A 14802-nucleotide genomic window follows, 5' to 3' on the forward strand; every position below is an offset into this window, starting at 1 on the left:
TGCAGTATTTTTCATCTGTAACAGGACTTCCTCTTTGTGTTTTCATAAAAAATCCTCCTTTCCGATAATCTTTTGTGCGGGATGTTTCGCACAGGATTAGTTTATTGAAAAGAAGGGGGAATGGCATTGAGCCGGGATTGAGTGAGAATTGAGTTACAATGAACTTTCAAATATAAACAGGAATAGTTACAACGAAAAAACGGGTGTATAATCAGGTTAGTAAATATTATTTATTAATCACATCTATTTATGGATTGACAACAGTGAAAAAATAAAGTAAACTAAAGTTAGTTAAAGCTAATTAAAAAACGGCTTATGTTTAGACAATGGGATAGGTTTATAAAATTATAGAAACGTACATCTGATGTTTTTAATGAAAGCAAGGTGTGCATATTTTTTTCACATGAATTAGTTAAAACTAACTATTAATAAAGAAAACTTACTGGGTAGAGCAGATTCATTTTCAGAAAAGATGTTTAAGGAGAAGTGAAAGAAAATGTCAGAGGAAATGTTAGTATGCCATTGTTCACCTACGTTAGCAGGACTGAAAACGGGAAGTCTTTTTTCATGCCCTTATAGTTCACAAAAGGTGATCATAAAAGAAATACGTGAATTTAATCAAAAACTGACACAGAAAGGGATCCGTATTATCCCGGTTCGCATATCAGACAAACGGATGCTGGTTTATGTCTATCGTCCAGAAAAGTTAAAAGAAGATTTTTCTGATGAGAAAACTCAGATCATATTGAAATGTAAGGGATATGATTGTACGAATCCATCACAGTGCATCTGCAGACTGATTCAAAAACTGCAGAGTAACCCAGACTTTCCGCATGAAATAGGTTTATTCTTAGGATATCCGGCAGAGGATGTAAAAGGATTTATTGAGAATAAGGCGGCCTGCAGCAAATGTTCTGGGTGTTGGAAGGTGTACGGGGATGAACAGGCCGCGAGGATTCTGTTTAAAAAATATAAAAAATGCACAGAAATTTATTGCAGGAGATGGAAAAGTGGCGTGGCTGTTGAACAGCTTACGATTACTATATAATCACAAACTTCAGAAAGGAAGGTAAAAATCATGAGTAAAATTGCAGTAGTTTATTGGAGTGGCACAGGAAATACAGAAGCCATGGCAAAGGCAGTACTGGAGGGCGCGAAGGAGAAGGGGGCAGAGGTTGTATTATTAACTCCGGATGAATTTGATGTTTCTATGATGGATTCTTATGATGCGATCGCTTTTGGATGCCCGGCAATGGGAGCAGAAGTATTGGAAGAAGAGGAATTTGAACCGATGTTTGCTTCTTGTGAATCAAAACTTTCAGGAAAAAGAATTGCACTGTTTGGCTCTTATGGCTGGGGAGATGGAGAGTGGATGAGAGACTGGGAGACAAGATGCAAAGAGGCGGGAGCTGTCTTGATTTGTGAAAGCGTGATCTGCAATGAAATGCCCGATGATGAGGGGATTCAATCCTGCAAAGCGTTGGGTGAAAATCTGGATTAATAAATATTGGGGAATGCTGCGAGAAAAGATTTTAATCAGTTAATAGCAGCGTTCCCATAATACGATTTAGAACGCAACCGATGATCAAGAACGGATGATTTTGTAGATATCTGCTATCGGAGCGTTTTATGAATATATTAAAAATGGGAGGTTGGGTATGAGTGTTGTTATTGTAGGCGGGCATGATAGAATGGTCTGTCAGTACAAAAAAGTTTGTAAAAGTTTTAATTGTAAAGCGAAAGTCTTTACACAGATGTCTGCAACTTTAAGTAAACAGATTGGGAATCCAGATTTGATTGTACTGTTCACGAATACGGTTTCCCATAAGATGGCCCGGTGTGCAGTGGAGGAGGCGGAACGCTGCAATGCGGATGTAGTGAGATGCCATACAAGTAGCAAAAATGCGTTACAGGAGATTCTTGGAAGTATCTGTATGTAGCGAAATTTTTTTATATATTAAGAATAGATATTGTTTTTGTGAGTTGATAGAGGTATAGGTTATGTCTTTTTTTCAAAATACTTGTAAGCCAAAAGGAATCGGCGGCAAAATTATGGTTCATATGATGAATACTGGTCATTCATCTATGGCTGAATGGGGATTTACACATATGGAAATTCAAAGCGATAATGTATGTCTGGATATTGGATGTGGCGGTGGGGCAAATGTCAGAAAGTTATTAGAAAAAAGTCCGTATGGCAGAGTGGTTGGCATTGATCATTCAGAAATCAGTGTAGAAAAAAGCAAAAAAATCAATAAAGCATGGATAGAAAGTAAGCGTTGTGAAATCCTGCAGGGCGATGTCATGAAACTTCCTTTCAGAGATGAGACTTTTGATGTAATTACTGCGTTTGAAACAATATATTTTTGGCCGGATATCTGTGAGGCTTTTAAGCAGGTGCATAAAATTCTGAAAATTGGAGGAACTTTTATGATCTGCAATGAATCAAATGGTGAAAATCCAAGGGATGAAAAGTGGACGAATATAATACAGGGGATGAAAATTTACAATTCTGAGCAAATAAAAAAATTTTTGGAGGATGCTGGTTTTACAGGCGTAAAAGTAGATAAAACGAAAAAAGGGTGGATTTGTGTGGTGGTGAAAAAGTTATGAAAAACAAAAGAAAACGGTGGTATTTATTGTGGTTTGTAGGCTCATTGATATGGATGATAAATTTTTTTGACAGTTTCGGAAAAGACGGACTTGATTTGGGGGTAAGCATGCAACTTTTAGCCGCAATACTCTCCTTTGCAGCAGGTATTGTTGGGCATATTCGATATGAAAAACACGATATAGATCAATAATACAATACTAAATATGGAGAATGAAAAGATTATATGAATAAAACCGGGAAAATATAAAATTCCCGATTTTAAAATGCTATTTAGTCTACAGTTGGAAAAAATTATTTGATATGCTTTTTGATTGCTTCAAAGCTTTCAGAACTGATGACATGTTCTATCTTACATGCATCCTGTGAGGCAATATCTGGATCAACCCCCAGACGTTCCAGCCAGGAAGAAAGAAGAACATGGCGTTCATAAATTTGTGTAGCTATTTCTTTCCCAGATTCAGTTAAATTGATATATCCTTCCGGAGATACCGTGATATGTCCGCTTGTGCGCAGCTTCTTCATAGCCACACTTACGCTAGGTTTTTTAAAGTCTAATTCTGTAGCGATGTCCACAGAACGAACAACAGGACGTTTTTTGCTCAATATTAAAATAGTTTCCAGATAGTTCTCACCAGACGGATTTATATACATAGATTGTCACCTCTTATATCATTCGGAGTCTTTTATAAAAATTGCATAATTATTATATCATAATTCGTGGCATTCAGCCAGATATATTTATAAAATAGCATCAAATAATTATTGACAACTTACAGGAATTAGAATATACTAACAATATCGAATGAGAAAAAATTTTAAGCATAATTGTAAAAATTGCTACAAGGAGCGAGTGGATATGAATTTAGCAGAAGCCAAAGAAGGAGAAGAATATATCATTAAGGAAATTTTGACAGATGATGAAGAACTGACATCTTTTCTGTTTTCTCTTGGGTGTTATAGTGGTGAACCAATTACAGTGGTTTCTCATCTGAAGGGTGGCTGTGTAGTTTCCATTAAGGATGGGCGTTATAATATTGATACTGATCTGGCGAAAGCCATTTCAATATAATAAAAATGGTGGTTTTCACTATTTTTTTGCATAGTAGTTAGTATGCGCTAATAAAAATAAGATGCGTATAACAAAGGCATCAAAAGGAGGAGAATTATGAGGATTGCTTTTGCAGGGAATCCAAACAGTGGAAAGACGACCATGTACAATGCACTTACCGGCAGGAATGAACGTGTCGGGAACTGGGCAGGCGTTACGGTCGAAAGAAAAGAAAGTCCGATCAGGAAAGGTTATTATGACGGTACAGAGGAGTTGATTGCGGTAGATTTACCGGGTGCTTATTCTATGTCTCCTTTTACATCGGAGGAAAGTATTACCAGCGGATATGTCAAAAATGAAAAACCAGATGCGATCATTAATATCGTAGATGCTACAAACCTGAGCAGGAGTTTGTTTTTCACCACTCAGCTTTTGGAATTGGGGATACCGGTAGTTGTTGCATTGAATAAAAGTGATATTGTCAATAAGAAACAGACACAGATTGATGAAAAACTTTTGTCTGAAAAGCTGGGCTGTCCGGTAATCAAGACGATTTCCACTTCTTCCGGACATGAAGGACTCAAAGAGACTGTAAGTGCTGCGGCTGCATTAAGAGGAAAAGCTCAGAAAGCACCTTATGTGCAGGCGGATATTGATTTCAAAGATAAAACGGCAGTAGAAGCGGCTGACAGAAGGCGTTTTGAGTTTGTAAACGGTATTGTGAAACAAGTAGAAAAACGAAAAGTATTTACAAAAGACAAAAACGTACAGGATAAGATTGACAGCATCATCACTCATAAGATTATCGGTATTCCGATTTTCGCAGCAGTTATCTTCCTTGTGTTCTACATATCCCAGACAACACTTGGTACATGGATCGCAGACTGGCTGGTGGCATGGATCGAGACTTTCCAGGGATGGGTCGGCGGACTGATGGAAAATGCAAACCCGCTTCTGTATGCACTCCTTGTAGATGGTATCATCGGTGGCGTTGGTGCAGTTGTCGGTTTCCTTCCGCTTGTTATGGTCATGTACTTCTTAATTGCATTATTGGAAGATTGTGGATACATGGCAAGAGCTACAGTAGTTCTGGATCCGATTTTTAAGAGAGTAGGGCTTTCCGGTAAATCTGTCATTCCTATGGTCATTGGTACAGGATGTGCGATTCCGGGCGTTATGGCTTGCCGTACAATCCGTAACGAAAGAGAACGTCGTACCACAGCGATGCTTACACCATTTATGCCATGTGGAGCTAAAATCCCAGTGATTGCTCTTTTTGCAGGTGCATTCTTTGCGGACGCATGGTGGGTTTCAGCAACTATGTATCTGGTGGGTATTCTCTTAGTTTTGCTTGGAGCTTTACTTGTGAAAAAGATTACAGGACAAAAATACAGAAAATCTTTCTTTATTATTGAACTTCCGGAATATAAGTTTCCAAGCTTGAAAAGGGCATGCGGCTCTATGCTGGAGCGAGGAAAAGCATATATCGTAAAAGCAGGAACGATCATTCTGGTATGCAATACGGTGGTACAGATCATGCAGAGCTTTAACTGGCAGTTCCAGCTTGTAGAAGAAGGTGCAGAAGGGACATCTATTTTGGCATCCATTGCCCATCCGTTTGCGATTTTGTTCATACCGCTTGGATTTGGAGTGTGGCAGCTTGCAGCAGCGGCAGTGACAGGTTTTATCGCAAAAGAAAACGTAGTTGGGACGCTTGCAGTAGTTTACGGTATCACAAACTTAATAGATACAGATGAACTGGCGTTGGTTGGAAGTGGGAATGAAGTAGCAACTGTTATGGGACTGACAAAGGTAGCAGCTCTTGCTTATTTGATGTTTAACCTTTACACACCACCTTGTTTTGCAGCTCTTGGAGCGATGAATTCAGAAATGAAGAGTGGAAAATGGCTGCTTGGAGGAATCTGTCTTCAACTTGCAACAGGGTATACCGTAGCTTTTGGTGTATATCAGATTGGTACATTGATCACAACAGGATCTTTTGGCACCGCATTTATTCCGGGACTTATCGCAGTTATTGTATTTGCTTTGATTATTCTCTGGAGAATCCGTAAGTCAGATAAAGAGTTTGCTTCAGAATACAGCCTGCATTCTGTAAAATCATAAAGGATAAAAGTTATAGCAGACGGTGGACAGAGAAGAAGTACTTTGTCCACCATTTTTATTAGAAAAGGATGTGAAATGCTCTATGGAAAATATGATAGCAGTTCTTGTTATTGTAATCTTAGTAGGGAGTGCAGCTGCATATCTTATTAAGGCAAAAAGAAGCGGAGTGAAATGTGTTGGATGTCCAGCGGGAGGAAATTGCAGCAGCAAAAATAAAAAGAAAAAAAAGAAATTGACGGGTCCGGTCATCGCAAAGAAAACCATGTTTATTACAGGAATGCATTGTGAACATTGTGTACAAAGTGTGACAGATAGCTTGAATCGGATTGATGGAGTCTCCGTCAGAGTAGATCTTAATAAAAGTTGTGCTGAGATATCCCTTGACCGTGAAATAGGGGAAGATATCCTGATCTGCGCAGTAGAAAAAGCAGGGTTTTTAGTTGAGTCTATTCAAAGCTAGACCGTGGTATTTCATATGGGAGAAAGCGGGTATGAACGGTGAAAAAGAAAGTATTATTATAAAACTGAAAGAAAATGGCTGCAGAATTACAAAGCAGCGTAAAATGATTTTAGATATTATCCTGGAAGACAGGTGTTCCAGCTGCAAGGAAATTTATGCCCGGGCGGTGAAACTTGACCAGAGCATTGGGATGGCAACCGTTTACCGTCTGGTAAAGGAATTGGAGAATATCGGGGTGCTTAGCAGAGAAATCGTATATAAGTAGCCTGCAAATGACAAAATTTATCAATAAGGACTGTTAGAATTGACTATCTTAAATGAAAGTTGTTACTATGAAAAAATAAACAGAGTCTTATAGAAAAGGAAGTGATGTGGTTGTGAAACAACATAGGTTTTGGGCGTGGGCGTCCGTCTTTTGCTTTTTGATGGTATTCTATACAGGCTATAAACACAAATAATCAGGAGGTACATAGGATGTTTAGTGATTCTACTTTGAAAAAAATCGGATGTTTTGTAGGAGGAGTCGTATTTGGGACTGCGGGTGTAAAGCTCCTTTCCAGTAAGGACGCAAAAAAAGTATATACAAACTGCACTGCGGCTGTACTGCGGGCAAAAGACTGTGTTATGAAGACTGCTACAACAGTGCAGGAGAACGCAGAGGATATCCTTGCAGAAGCACAACAGATCAATGAAAAGCGTGCACAGGAAGAGGCAATGCAGGTGCAGGAAGATGATGTTCAGGAGGATGGTGCGTCTGAACAGGAAGAAAACGAATAGGTAAAAGATGAGATTTCTTATCAAGCATGAAGTACAGGGCCGTCTCCGTATCCACGTTATCCGAAACCGAATGACATGTACGGAGGCGGATGTTCTTTGCTGGGCTCTTGAAAAACAGAAAAGTGTTATAAAGGTCAAAGTATATGAGCGCACCGCAGATGCTGTGATCTATTATACAGGGGACAGAGAAGAACTGATCCATAAATTAAAAAAGTTTCATTTTGAGAAAGCAGATGTTCCGGATAATGTATTATCAAGTTCAGGGCGTGCTTTAAATTCCGCATACAGGGAAAAGCTGATAGCAAAAACATTGCTCCATTATGGAGGGAAATTGCTCTTGCCAAATTCGGTGAGAAAAATATGGCTTACTTTTAAAGCGGTCCAATATATCGGAAAAGGGATTCGATGTCTGGCCAGACGGAAGATAGAGGTGCCGGTATTAGATGCTACAGCGATTGGCGTGTCCGTGCTGCGAGGAGACTTTAATACTGCCGGTTCTGTCATGTTTCTGCTGGGAATTGGAGAATTGCTGGAGGAATGGACACATAAAAAGTCTGTAGGAGATCTGGCACGCAGCATGTCTTTAAACATAAAGAAAGTATGGCTGAAAAGAGAGGAGCAGGAAGTTCTTGTTCCGGCATCCGATATTTTGCCGGGTGACAGAGTGATCGTACACATGGGCAATGTAATCCCATTTGATGGAGAGGTGTCTTGCGGAGAAGGAATGGTGAACCAGGCATCTTTGACCGGAGAATCTCTTCCGGTACGAAGAACTGAGGGTCAGTCCGTATATGCAGGAACCGTTTTGGAGGAAGGAGAGTTGGAAATCACAGTCAGGGCTGTATCAGGTGCTACCCGGTTTGAAAAGATTGTGACTATGATTGAAGACTCAGAAAAGTTGAAATCCAATCTGGAAAGTAAGGCAGAGCATTTGGCGGACCGTCTGGTACCATATACGCTTCTGGGGACAGGGCTTGTCTGGGCTGTCACACGCAATGTGACAAAAGCTCTTTCTGTTCTTATGGTGGATTTTTCCTGCGCATTGAAGCTGGCTATGCCGATTTCTGTCCTTTCTGCAATACGGGAAGCCGGACAGAATGGAATTACCGTAAAGGGTGGGAAGTATCTGGAGGCTGTGGCAGAGGCAGATACCATCGTATTTGATAAGACCGGTACGCTGACAAAGGCGAAACCAACTGTAAAAGAAGTCATTGTGTTTGGCGATTATCCTGAACCGGAAGCTCTGCGGATTGCTGCCTGTCTGGAAGAACACTTTCCACATTCCATGGCAAAAGCTGTCGTGGATGCTGCAAAGAGAAGAAGTCTGTATCATGAAGAAATGCATTCAAAAGTGGAGTATATTGTAGCCCATGGTATTTCCTCCTATATAGAAGGAAAGAAGACCATAATAGGGAGCAGTCATTTTGTGTTTGAGGATGAAAAGTGCCGGATACGTCCGGAATATCAGGAACGGTTTGATACGCTTCCTGAAGAATACTCTCATTTGTTCCTTGCCATTAACGGAGAATTAGTTGCTGTAATCTGTATTGAAGATCCTCTCAGGGAAGAAGCCGGGGAGATGGTAAGATTTTTGAAAGAAGAAGGTGTTTCCAAGATCGTCATGATGACGGGAGACAGTGAACGTACTGCAGCATCTATTGCGAAACGAGTGGGAGTGGATGAATATTATTCCGAAGTACTTCCGGAAGATAAGGCAGGATTCATTGAAAGAGAGAAAGCGGCAGGAAGAAAAGTAGTGATGATCGGTGACGGAATCAATGATTCGCCAGCGCTTTCAGCAGCAGATGCGGGAATTGCAATCAGTGATGGAGCAGAACTTGCGCGAGAGATCGCAGACATTACGATTGCTGCTGAGGATCTGCGGGAAATCGTAGTACTGAAACGTTTGTCTAATGCGATGATGCACCGTATTCAGGGGAATTACAGGGGGATTGTCGGTATTAATGCAATGCTGATTGCACTAGGAGTGGCAGGAATTATTCAACCAACGACCTCTGCGTTACTACATAATACTTCTACTTTAGCTATCAGTTTGAAGAGTATGGGAAATTTATTGCCGACTAATTAATATAAAATATTCATATTGTTATAAGTTTTAATGTCTGAATAGTTTGATTTGTAGACTATTCAGACATTTTTAGTAGAGCTCAATAATTGTTGTCCAATTTGTATTCCAGCATTGATATACAATTCTTGTATTTGTTGGTATTTATTATCGATAGCTTCCGGTTCAGATTCCCATACTATTTCATAGATTGCCATAGCTTTTTTGAGATGGGAGGTAGCCTGTTCTATATCAGCCTGTACCAGATAGGCAGTTCCCATAGCTTCCTGAATAATGGCATAGTCCAGACACTGATCGGAATTGTATTCTTTTACCAGCCGGGCACATTTGCGTAAGGAGGATAATCCACGAGACGCTTCACTGGTATCTGTAAGGAGAGCTGCATAGTTGCAGATTTGAACAATACTGTCATTCATATAGAGAAGCTGGTATTGTTCTAATAAGCTGATTCCCTGCTCCATAGCCTGTTTTGCCAGTTCGGTATTTCCCTGCTGGTGATATAGTCCACCCAGATTTCCATATAGATTTGCGGCGAGGTGGGCGTTTTCAGGTGTAACAGGAGAAAGCAAAGACATCGCTTCTTTTTCCAGCTTTACGGCTTTTCCAATATTTCTTTCAAGGGTAGCTTTATAGTCCAGTAATAATGCCCGGTCAGACACGGTTCCGATAGAAGTGTCTTCCAGCAAAGAAGATAGTTCACGCAGGATTCTTTGCATACCATTTTCTTCGTGGTATTTTTCCATATATGGGAAAACATCTTCTAAGAATAATAAATAACCAGAAATATCATCTTTAGTTGTTTTTGTAATAATGTTTTCAACGGTTTGGAAAACAAGTCTGTAGTAGGAAATATCATTGCCGTGTAAAAGGCAGATGTTTTGCAGACTTTCCAGTAAAGGGAAACAGGTTTTTACAGACGGCTGCATATCTGCAACAGCGATTTCCTGTATCATGGGATGCAGTACAATGGTTCTTCCGGTTTTTGGCTGAATAAATCCCATTTCAATTAAATCATTTACGGCATTCAAATCCGGTAAATTCAGCCATGCAGCAAATCTTCGTGCCGGAATACCGGTTAAAGGAATCAGGCACAGACATCTCATTACATTTTGTTGAGTTTCAGAAAGCTGATATAGAGAGAATAAAGTATGTATGTGTCCATAGTAGGTTTCTTTGCTGCTTTGCCCGTCTTTTATAATATTGATTTTATCAGTTGCATCAAGAGCGACATTTTCTTCCAACAATTTTTTTAAGAGCATTTCTGGTTCCAATATTCCGGTTTCCAGTAAGCGTGATGCCAGTTCTACAGCGAGCGTATGGGCATGGACAGCTTCTATGATCTGTTCTATGACATCAGATTTTTCTTCTGTGTCGGAGAAAAATTTTCCTGCAAGTTGCAGAAGCGTTGTTTTATCGGAAATTTCTTCCAACAGCATACAGGAATGTCCGTCCAGACGGCTTCTGGTAGTAAATAATATCTGACAGCGGTATTTGAGTATGACCGAAAGAAAACTGTCCTGCATGGAAGTGGCGTTGAAATTATCTACAATCATCAAAGTATCTTCTTTGAGAGAACGCAGAAAACGGTTGTGTTTTCGGAAGCGTTCTTCATCAGAATCCTGCGGAAGATCATCCGCAAAATCCATGTCTGTAATATCCTGTTTTAAATCACCGCTGTAGGTGAGATACAGGATATTGGTATATTCTTTCTTATACTGCAGGGCATAAGCCTTTGCCAGTTCACTTTTCCCGATTCCGGCAATTCCAGATAAAAATACTTTACTCTCTTTTTCCAACAGAGAATGCAGCACTTCGATTTCTTCAGAACGTCCACAAAAATGCCTGCATGGACGGGGAACGTCATTTCCCATTACAAAATCTGTTAAGACAGGAGAAAGATTTCCGGCGGCTAATAATTTCTTGGTTCGTGTGTCACGTTTCACAAAATTCCGTTCCATTCCGAAACACAGAACCCTTGTTATGAAAATATGTATGGTGTCTATATCAGCGGGAGAATAAGAACAGATTAGTTCCTGTTTTTTTGGCTCTGAAATAGATGTATCCTGTAATACTAACTCATATAATTCTTTTGCTGCCATAGCAGAATCATACATCAGAGGAATAATATGTCGCTGAATGTTTCCTGCCAATTCTAATTGATGTTCTTTATCTAAAAAGTAGGTTACGATCCGGGGACTTACTTTTGCCTGTCCTGTCATCCAACGGCAGACCTGTCCATTGTCAAAATCAAAGTCTATGGCTTCATCGCTGCACATAAACGTGTCAAATAACAGATAGGTAAAATCTATTTGATTCATTCCTTTATCTTCGCTGATATAACGGCGAATGATCGTCATAATCGAACCAAAATCACATCTTTCCAAATAGAATCCCCTCCTGTTCTGTAAAATACTCAATTTCCGCTCAATCTATGCTCAATGAGTTTCTTATGAAATTCCATTAAACTGACATCAGGCTGAATGGAGTTGGTCTAATAGAAATTATAGCACAAATTCCAGATCAGCTAAAGAGTACCGCCGAAAAATGTGTGGTGACAAGAAATATCGGTTTGGAAGGAGGAGCTATGGCACACACAGTTGAATTTGAACGATGTGTTGATTTTCTTGCCAGAATGATAGAAAAATATGGCAGTGAGCTCCTTCAGGAACTGAATGGATTACCGGAGGAGGACAAAGCAGAAGATAACTGCCAGCAAGAGCAGGAACAGAATACATTGGGAAATGATTAGGGAGAGCATAGATGTTGGCTCTCTTTTTTCTTGCGTGCTATTTGTGCATTTTACCTATATTGACGAGTATGTGCAGCTACGGTAAAATATAGTTGGGACAAATAAAAAATAAACTGTAATTTGATATGGAGAATATAAATGAAAAAGCGAAGATGTTATATATACACAAGGGTATCTACGTCTATGCAGGTAGAAGGATACAGCTTGGAAGCACAAAAAGAAAGATTGAGAAAATATGCAGATTTTCAGGAAATGGTGATTGTCGGAGAGTATTCGGATGAGGGAAAGTCAGGAAAAAGTATTGAAGGACGGCAGGAATTTATGCAAATGCTTCGGGATATTGAAGAAGGTAAAGATCGTGTAGAGTTTGTCTTGGTATATAAGTTATCCCGTTTTGGAAGAAATGCTGCAGATGTACTTAATTCTTTGCAGAGAATGCAGGATTTTGGAGTAAATTTGATCTGTGTTGAAGATGGTATAGACAGTTCTAAAGACAGCGGTAAGCTGATGATTTCTGTTCTGTCTGCGGTAGCAGAAATTGAACGTGAAAATATTCTGGTACAGACAATGGAGGGACGCAGACAAAAGGCGAGAGATGGCAAATGGAACGGCGGATTTGCTCCGTACGGATATAAGCTGTTAAATGGAGAACTGGAAATTGCAGAAGATGAGGCAGAAATCATTCGTATTATTTTTGATAAATATATTCATACCAATATGGGAGTAAATGGCATTGCAGCCTATCTGAATGAGCATGGCTACAAGAAGAAAAAGAGACAGAATAATACGTTGGATGCGTTTGCTACTTCTTTTATAAAGGGTGTCCTTGATAATCCTATTTATTGTGGTAAATTGGCATTTGGAAGAAGGAAAACTGAAAGAGTGCCAGGCAAGAGAAATGAATTCCGTATTGTAAAGCAGGATTCTTATATATTAAGTGATGGTATTCACGAAGCCATTATTTCCGAAGATGATTGGAACTTGGCAAAACAGAAACGAAATATAAATGGAGTAAAGCATGAGAAAATCCATAGTTTGGAGCATGAACATATTTTGTCCGGAATTCTTAAATGTCCAATTTGTGGAAAGGGAATGTATGGAAATGTAAACCGTAAGAAGAAAAAAGACGGAACATTTTATAAGGATTATTTTTATTATGCCTGCAAGCATAGGTATTATGTGAATGGTCATAAATGTGATTACCGGAAGCAGTGGAACGAAGAAAAAGTAAATGATGCGGTAGCAGAAGTTATTAAAAAGCTGGTGAATAATCCGAAATTTGAAGCCGCTATACGTGCAAAAATCAATTCTAAGATAGATACCGGAGAATTGGAAACAGAGCATGAGAACTTGAAAAAACAGCTGCGGCAAGTATTGGGAGCTAAAAATAAGTTAGGACAACAGATGGACAATCTGGATATTTCTGATAAAATGTATGACAGGAAGTATCAGGATATGCAGGATCGGTTAAATGGTTTGTATGATGAGATTGAACGACTGGAAAGTCTGATCGATGATATAGTATCCAGAAAAGAGTATATCCGTCAGCAGAAAATTTCTGAGGATGGAGTGTATCAATATCTTTTGTACTTTGACAAACTGTATGATAAATTCACCGATATGGAGAAAAAAGAATTTATGAACAGTTTTGTTGAAAGAGTTGATATTTACGAGGATGAACAGCCGAACGGAAGATTTTTGAAGCATATAAAATTTAAGTTTCCGGTATTTTTTGACGGTGAAGAAATTCAGGAACTTAGTTGGGACAACGAAACAACAGTTGAGACTATTGTGTCGATACAAAGGAAAACCTCGTAGAAATCCTTTATTTTAGGTACTTTGCGAAGCATTTCATGTTTACTTCGGAGGGTGAAAAAATCCGAAATAAGCACCTCAAAAACTACTTTGATGTTTCGGTGGTAGTTGATATCGGGTGTGGGAACACAAACGGAAAATAAAGGCTTCCCGTAATCAACGTGTCTATGTAGTGTCCACCCTGCTGATAAAATATAGGCAACAGGCTCATAGAAATTGAATGGGATAGGCGTATCATTAGAGATAGTGGTACACTTATTTTTTCGCTCATTTGCATCTTTGAATATACAGGTATCTGTCTATATAATGAAAATAAAAAAGGACGGTGGCATTTATGAGAGAAAAGAAAAATCATTTATATGTGGATAGCAATGAGCGAAGCATTTTATTACATAGCCTTGTGGCATTGAAAAATCAACTTATACAACAGGGCAGATATACAGATTGTGTTGATGAACTTATTTTTAAGGTTATCCATGCACCTATAAAAAAGTTAAGGGTAGAAATGGCAGGAGGAAGTGATGTGCGATAAGGAATTTAAAGAACTGGTAAAAATAGCAGTAGAGAAACTGAAAGATGAATCTGTATTGAAACTGTTACAAGCCGATGCAAGTTATCAAAAAGATAGTAATAACGAAGGAGATGCAGAGGATGCTTTTCATCAGCTTGATTTGACGGAAAAGCAGAGGGCAGTTTGCCAACACCTTTTAGATTGCAGGGATAAGCAGGATTTTGAATATGGCACTCATGCGTATATTGCAGGGCTGATGGATGCGTTTCATATTATGGCGGTATTGTTTCCAGAGAAATGGGATACAGAGAGAATAAAAGAAGCCTTATCACGAAAGAACAGATAAGACGGATAATAAAACAGAATAAATTTTTACATAGCCGATTGGTGTAGTTTTAAACAAAACAGCCAGTCGGCTTTTTTATTGCCATGAATCCTTTACATAGCCACCTTGACAAAGTGGCTAAATCTATGCGAAAGGAGGACGCACCCTATGTCAAATTGCAAAGTAATCGCTCTGACGAACCAGAAAGGCGGTGTCGGTTATGAAAAGTAAGTTATTATGCAAAGCTGAGTCCATACTTTGTCGGATTCTTAGGGTATGGACTCTTTTTAACT

17 protein-coding genes are annotated in these 14802 nt (G+C 39.3%); 15 read left to right on the plus strand and 2 right to left on the minus strand.

All coding sequences use genetic code 11. The annotated features are described in order from the left end of the window. Positions 1 to 496: 496 nt before the first annotated feature. The 5 genes from NFS18_RS07410 to NFS18_RS07430 all read left to right on the plus strand — a co-directional run bounded on the left by NFS18_RS07410 (position 497) and on the right by NFS18_RS07430 (position 2804). Entirely contained in the window at positions 497 to 1048 is a 552-nt protein-coding gene (locus NFS18_RS07410) for a DUF3793 family protein (RefSeq protein WP_251389452.1), read from the plus strand. Positions 1049 to 1078: 30 nt separating this feature from the next. Continuing rightward, positions 1079 to 1501: a flavodoxin gene (locus NFS18_RS07415; protein WP_008689719.1), complete on the plus strand. Its 423-nt coding sequence runs from the start codon at positions 1079 to 1081 to the stop codon at positions 1499 to 1501. Between the two features lie 157 nt (positions 1502 to 1658). Next, positions 1659 to 1940, plus strand: coding sequence for a DUF2325 domain-containing protein (locus tag NFS18_RS07420; protein ID WP_251389454.1), 282 nt, complete (start codon positions 1659 to 1661; stop codon positions 1938 to 1940). A gap of 112 nt (positions 1941 to 2052) precedes the next feature. Beyond that, the gene (locus NFS18_RS07425; RefSeq protein WP_331477583.1) at positions 2053 to 2613 is read left to right on the plus strand and encodes a class I SAM-dependent methyltransferase; all 561 of its coding nucleotides are present in this window, start codon (positions 2053 to 2055) and stop codon (positions 2611 to 2613) included. Beyond that, entirely contained in the window at positions 2610 to 2804 is a 195-nt protein-coding gene (locus NFS18_RS07430; protein WP_251389455.1) for a hypothetical protein, read from the plus strand. Before NFS18_RS07425 ends, NFS18_RS07430 begins: the two co-directional genes overlap by 4 nt. A 101-nt stretch (positions 2805 to 2905) precedes the next feature. Here NFS18_RS07430 and NFS18_RS07435 read toward each other — a convergent pair whose 3' ends face one another. Next, positions 2906 to 3265 (minus strand): metal-dependent transcriptional regulator, encoded by a 360-nt coding sequence (locus NFS18_RS07435; protein WP_120173319.1) that lies wholly within the window; start codon positions 3263 to 3265, stop codon positions 2906 to 2908. Between the two features lie 205 nt (positions 3266 to 3470). Between NFS18_RS07435 and NFS18_RS07440 the strand changes: the two genes are divergently transcribed. From NFS18_RS07440 to NFS18_RS07465, 6 genes are all read left to right on the plus strand, one after another. Next, positions 3471 to 3683: a FeoA family protein gene (locus NFS18_RS07440; protein WP_120173318.1), complete on the plus strand. Its 213-nt coding sequence runs from the start codon at positions 3471 to 3473 to the stop codon at positions 3681 to 3683. A 96-nt stretch (positions 3684 to 3779) separates the two neighbouring features. Then, positions 3780 to 5786, plus strand: a complete 2007-nt coding sequence (gene feoB, locus NFS18_RS07445; RefSeq protein ID WP_251389457.1) for a ferrous iron transport protein B — start codon at positions 3780 to 3782, stop codon at positions 5784 to 5786. Positions 5787 to 5868: 82 nt separating this feature from the next. After that, the gene (locus NFS18_RS07450; RefSeq protein WP_251389458.1) at positions 5869 to 6246 is read left to right on the plus strand and encodes a heavy-metal-associated domain-containing protein; all 378 of its coding nucleotides are present in this window, start codon (positions 5869 to 5871) and stop codon (positions 6244 to 6246) included. A 31-nt stretch (positions 6247 to 6277) separates the two neighbouring features. Beyond that, entirely contained in the window at positions 6278 to 6511 is a 234-nt protein-coding gene (locus NFS18_RS07455; RefSeq protein WP_055154854.1) for a transcriptional repressor, read from the plus strand. A 209-nt stretch (positions 6512 to 6720) separates the two neighbouring features. Next, positions 6721 to 7023 (plus strand): DUF6110 family protein, encoded by a 303-nt coding sequence (locus NFS18_RS07460; protein ID WP_008689707.1) that lies wholly within the window; start codon positions 6721 to 6723, stop codon positions 7021 to 7023. A gap of 7 nt (positions 7024 to 7030) precedes the next feature. Beyond that, positions 7031 to 9112, plus strand: coding sequence for a heavy metal translocating P-type ATPase (locus NFS18_RS07465; protein ID WP_251389459.1), 2082 nt, complete (start codon positions 7031 to 7033; stop codon positions 9110 to 9112). Positions 9113 to 9171: 59 nt separating this feature from the next. On the opposite strand, the gene NFS18_RS07470 is transcribed toward NFS18_RS07465, so the two are convergent. After that, complete coding sequence (locus NFS18_RS07470) at positions 9172 to 11493, minus strand: tetratricopeptide repeat protein (protein ID WP_251389460.1); 2322 nt, start codon at positions 11491 to 11493, stop codon at positions 9172 to 9174. A 200-nt stretch (positions 11494 to 11693) separates the two neighbouring features. On the opposite strand from NFS18_RS07470, the gene NFS18_RS07475 reads away from it, so the two are divergent. The 4 genes from NFS18_RS07475 to NFS18_RS07490 all read left to right on the plus strand — a co-directional run bounded on the left by NFS18_RS07475 (position 11694) and on the right by NFS18_RS07490 (position 14530). Then, positions 11694 to 11858 (plus strand): hypothetical protein, encoded by a 165-nt coding sequence (locus tag NFS18_RS07475; protein ID WP_167702517.1) that lies wholly within the window; start codon positions 11694 to 11696, stop codon positions 11856 to 11858. Between the two features lie 138 nt (positions 11859 to 11996). Next, the gene (locus tag NFS18_RS07480) at positions 11997 to 13676 is read left to right on the plus strand and encodes a recombinase family protein (protein WP_251389461.1); all 1680 of its coding nucleotides are present in this window, start codon (positions 11997 to 11999) and stop codon (positions 13674 to 13676) included. 331 nt (positions 13677 to 14007) lie between these two features. Next, on the plus strand, positions 14008 to 14205 hold the full coding sequence (locus NFS18_RS07485; protein ID WP_251389462.1) for a hypothetical protein: 198 nt from the start codon (positions 14008 to 14010) through the stop codon (positions 14203 to 14205). Beyond that, complete coding sequence (locus NFS18_RS07490; RefSeq protein WP_251389463.1) at positions 14195 to 14530, plus strand: hypothetical protein; 336 nt, start codon at positions 14195 to 14197, stop codon at positions 14528 to 14530. The genes NFS18_RS07485 and NFS18_RS07490 overlap by 11 nt, the downstream gene beginning before the upstream one ends. The last annotated feature ends 272 nt before the right edge of the window (positions 14531 to 14802 follow it).

It is taken from the genome of Mediterraneibacter agrestimuris (assembly GCF_943193195.1).
GTDB classification, from domain to species: Bacteria; Bacillota; Clostridia; order Lachnospirales; family Lachnospiraceae; genus Schaedlerella; species Schaedlerella agrestimuris.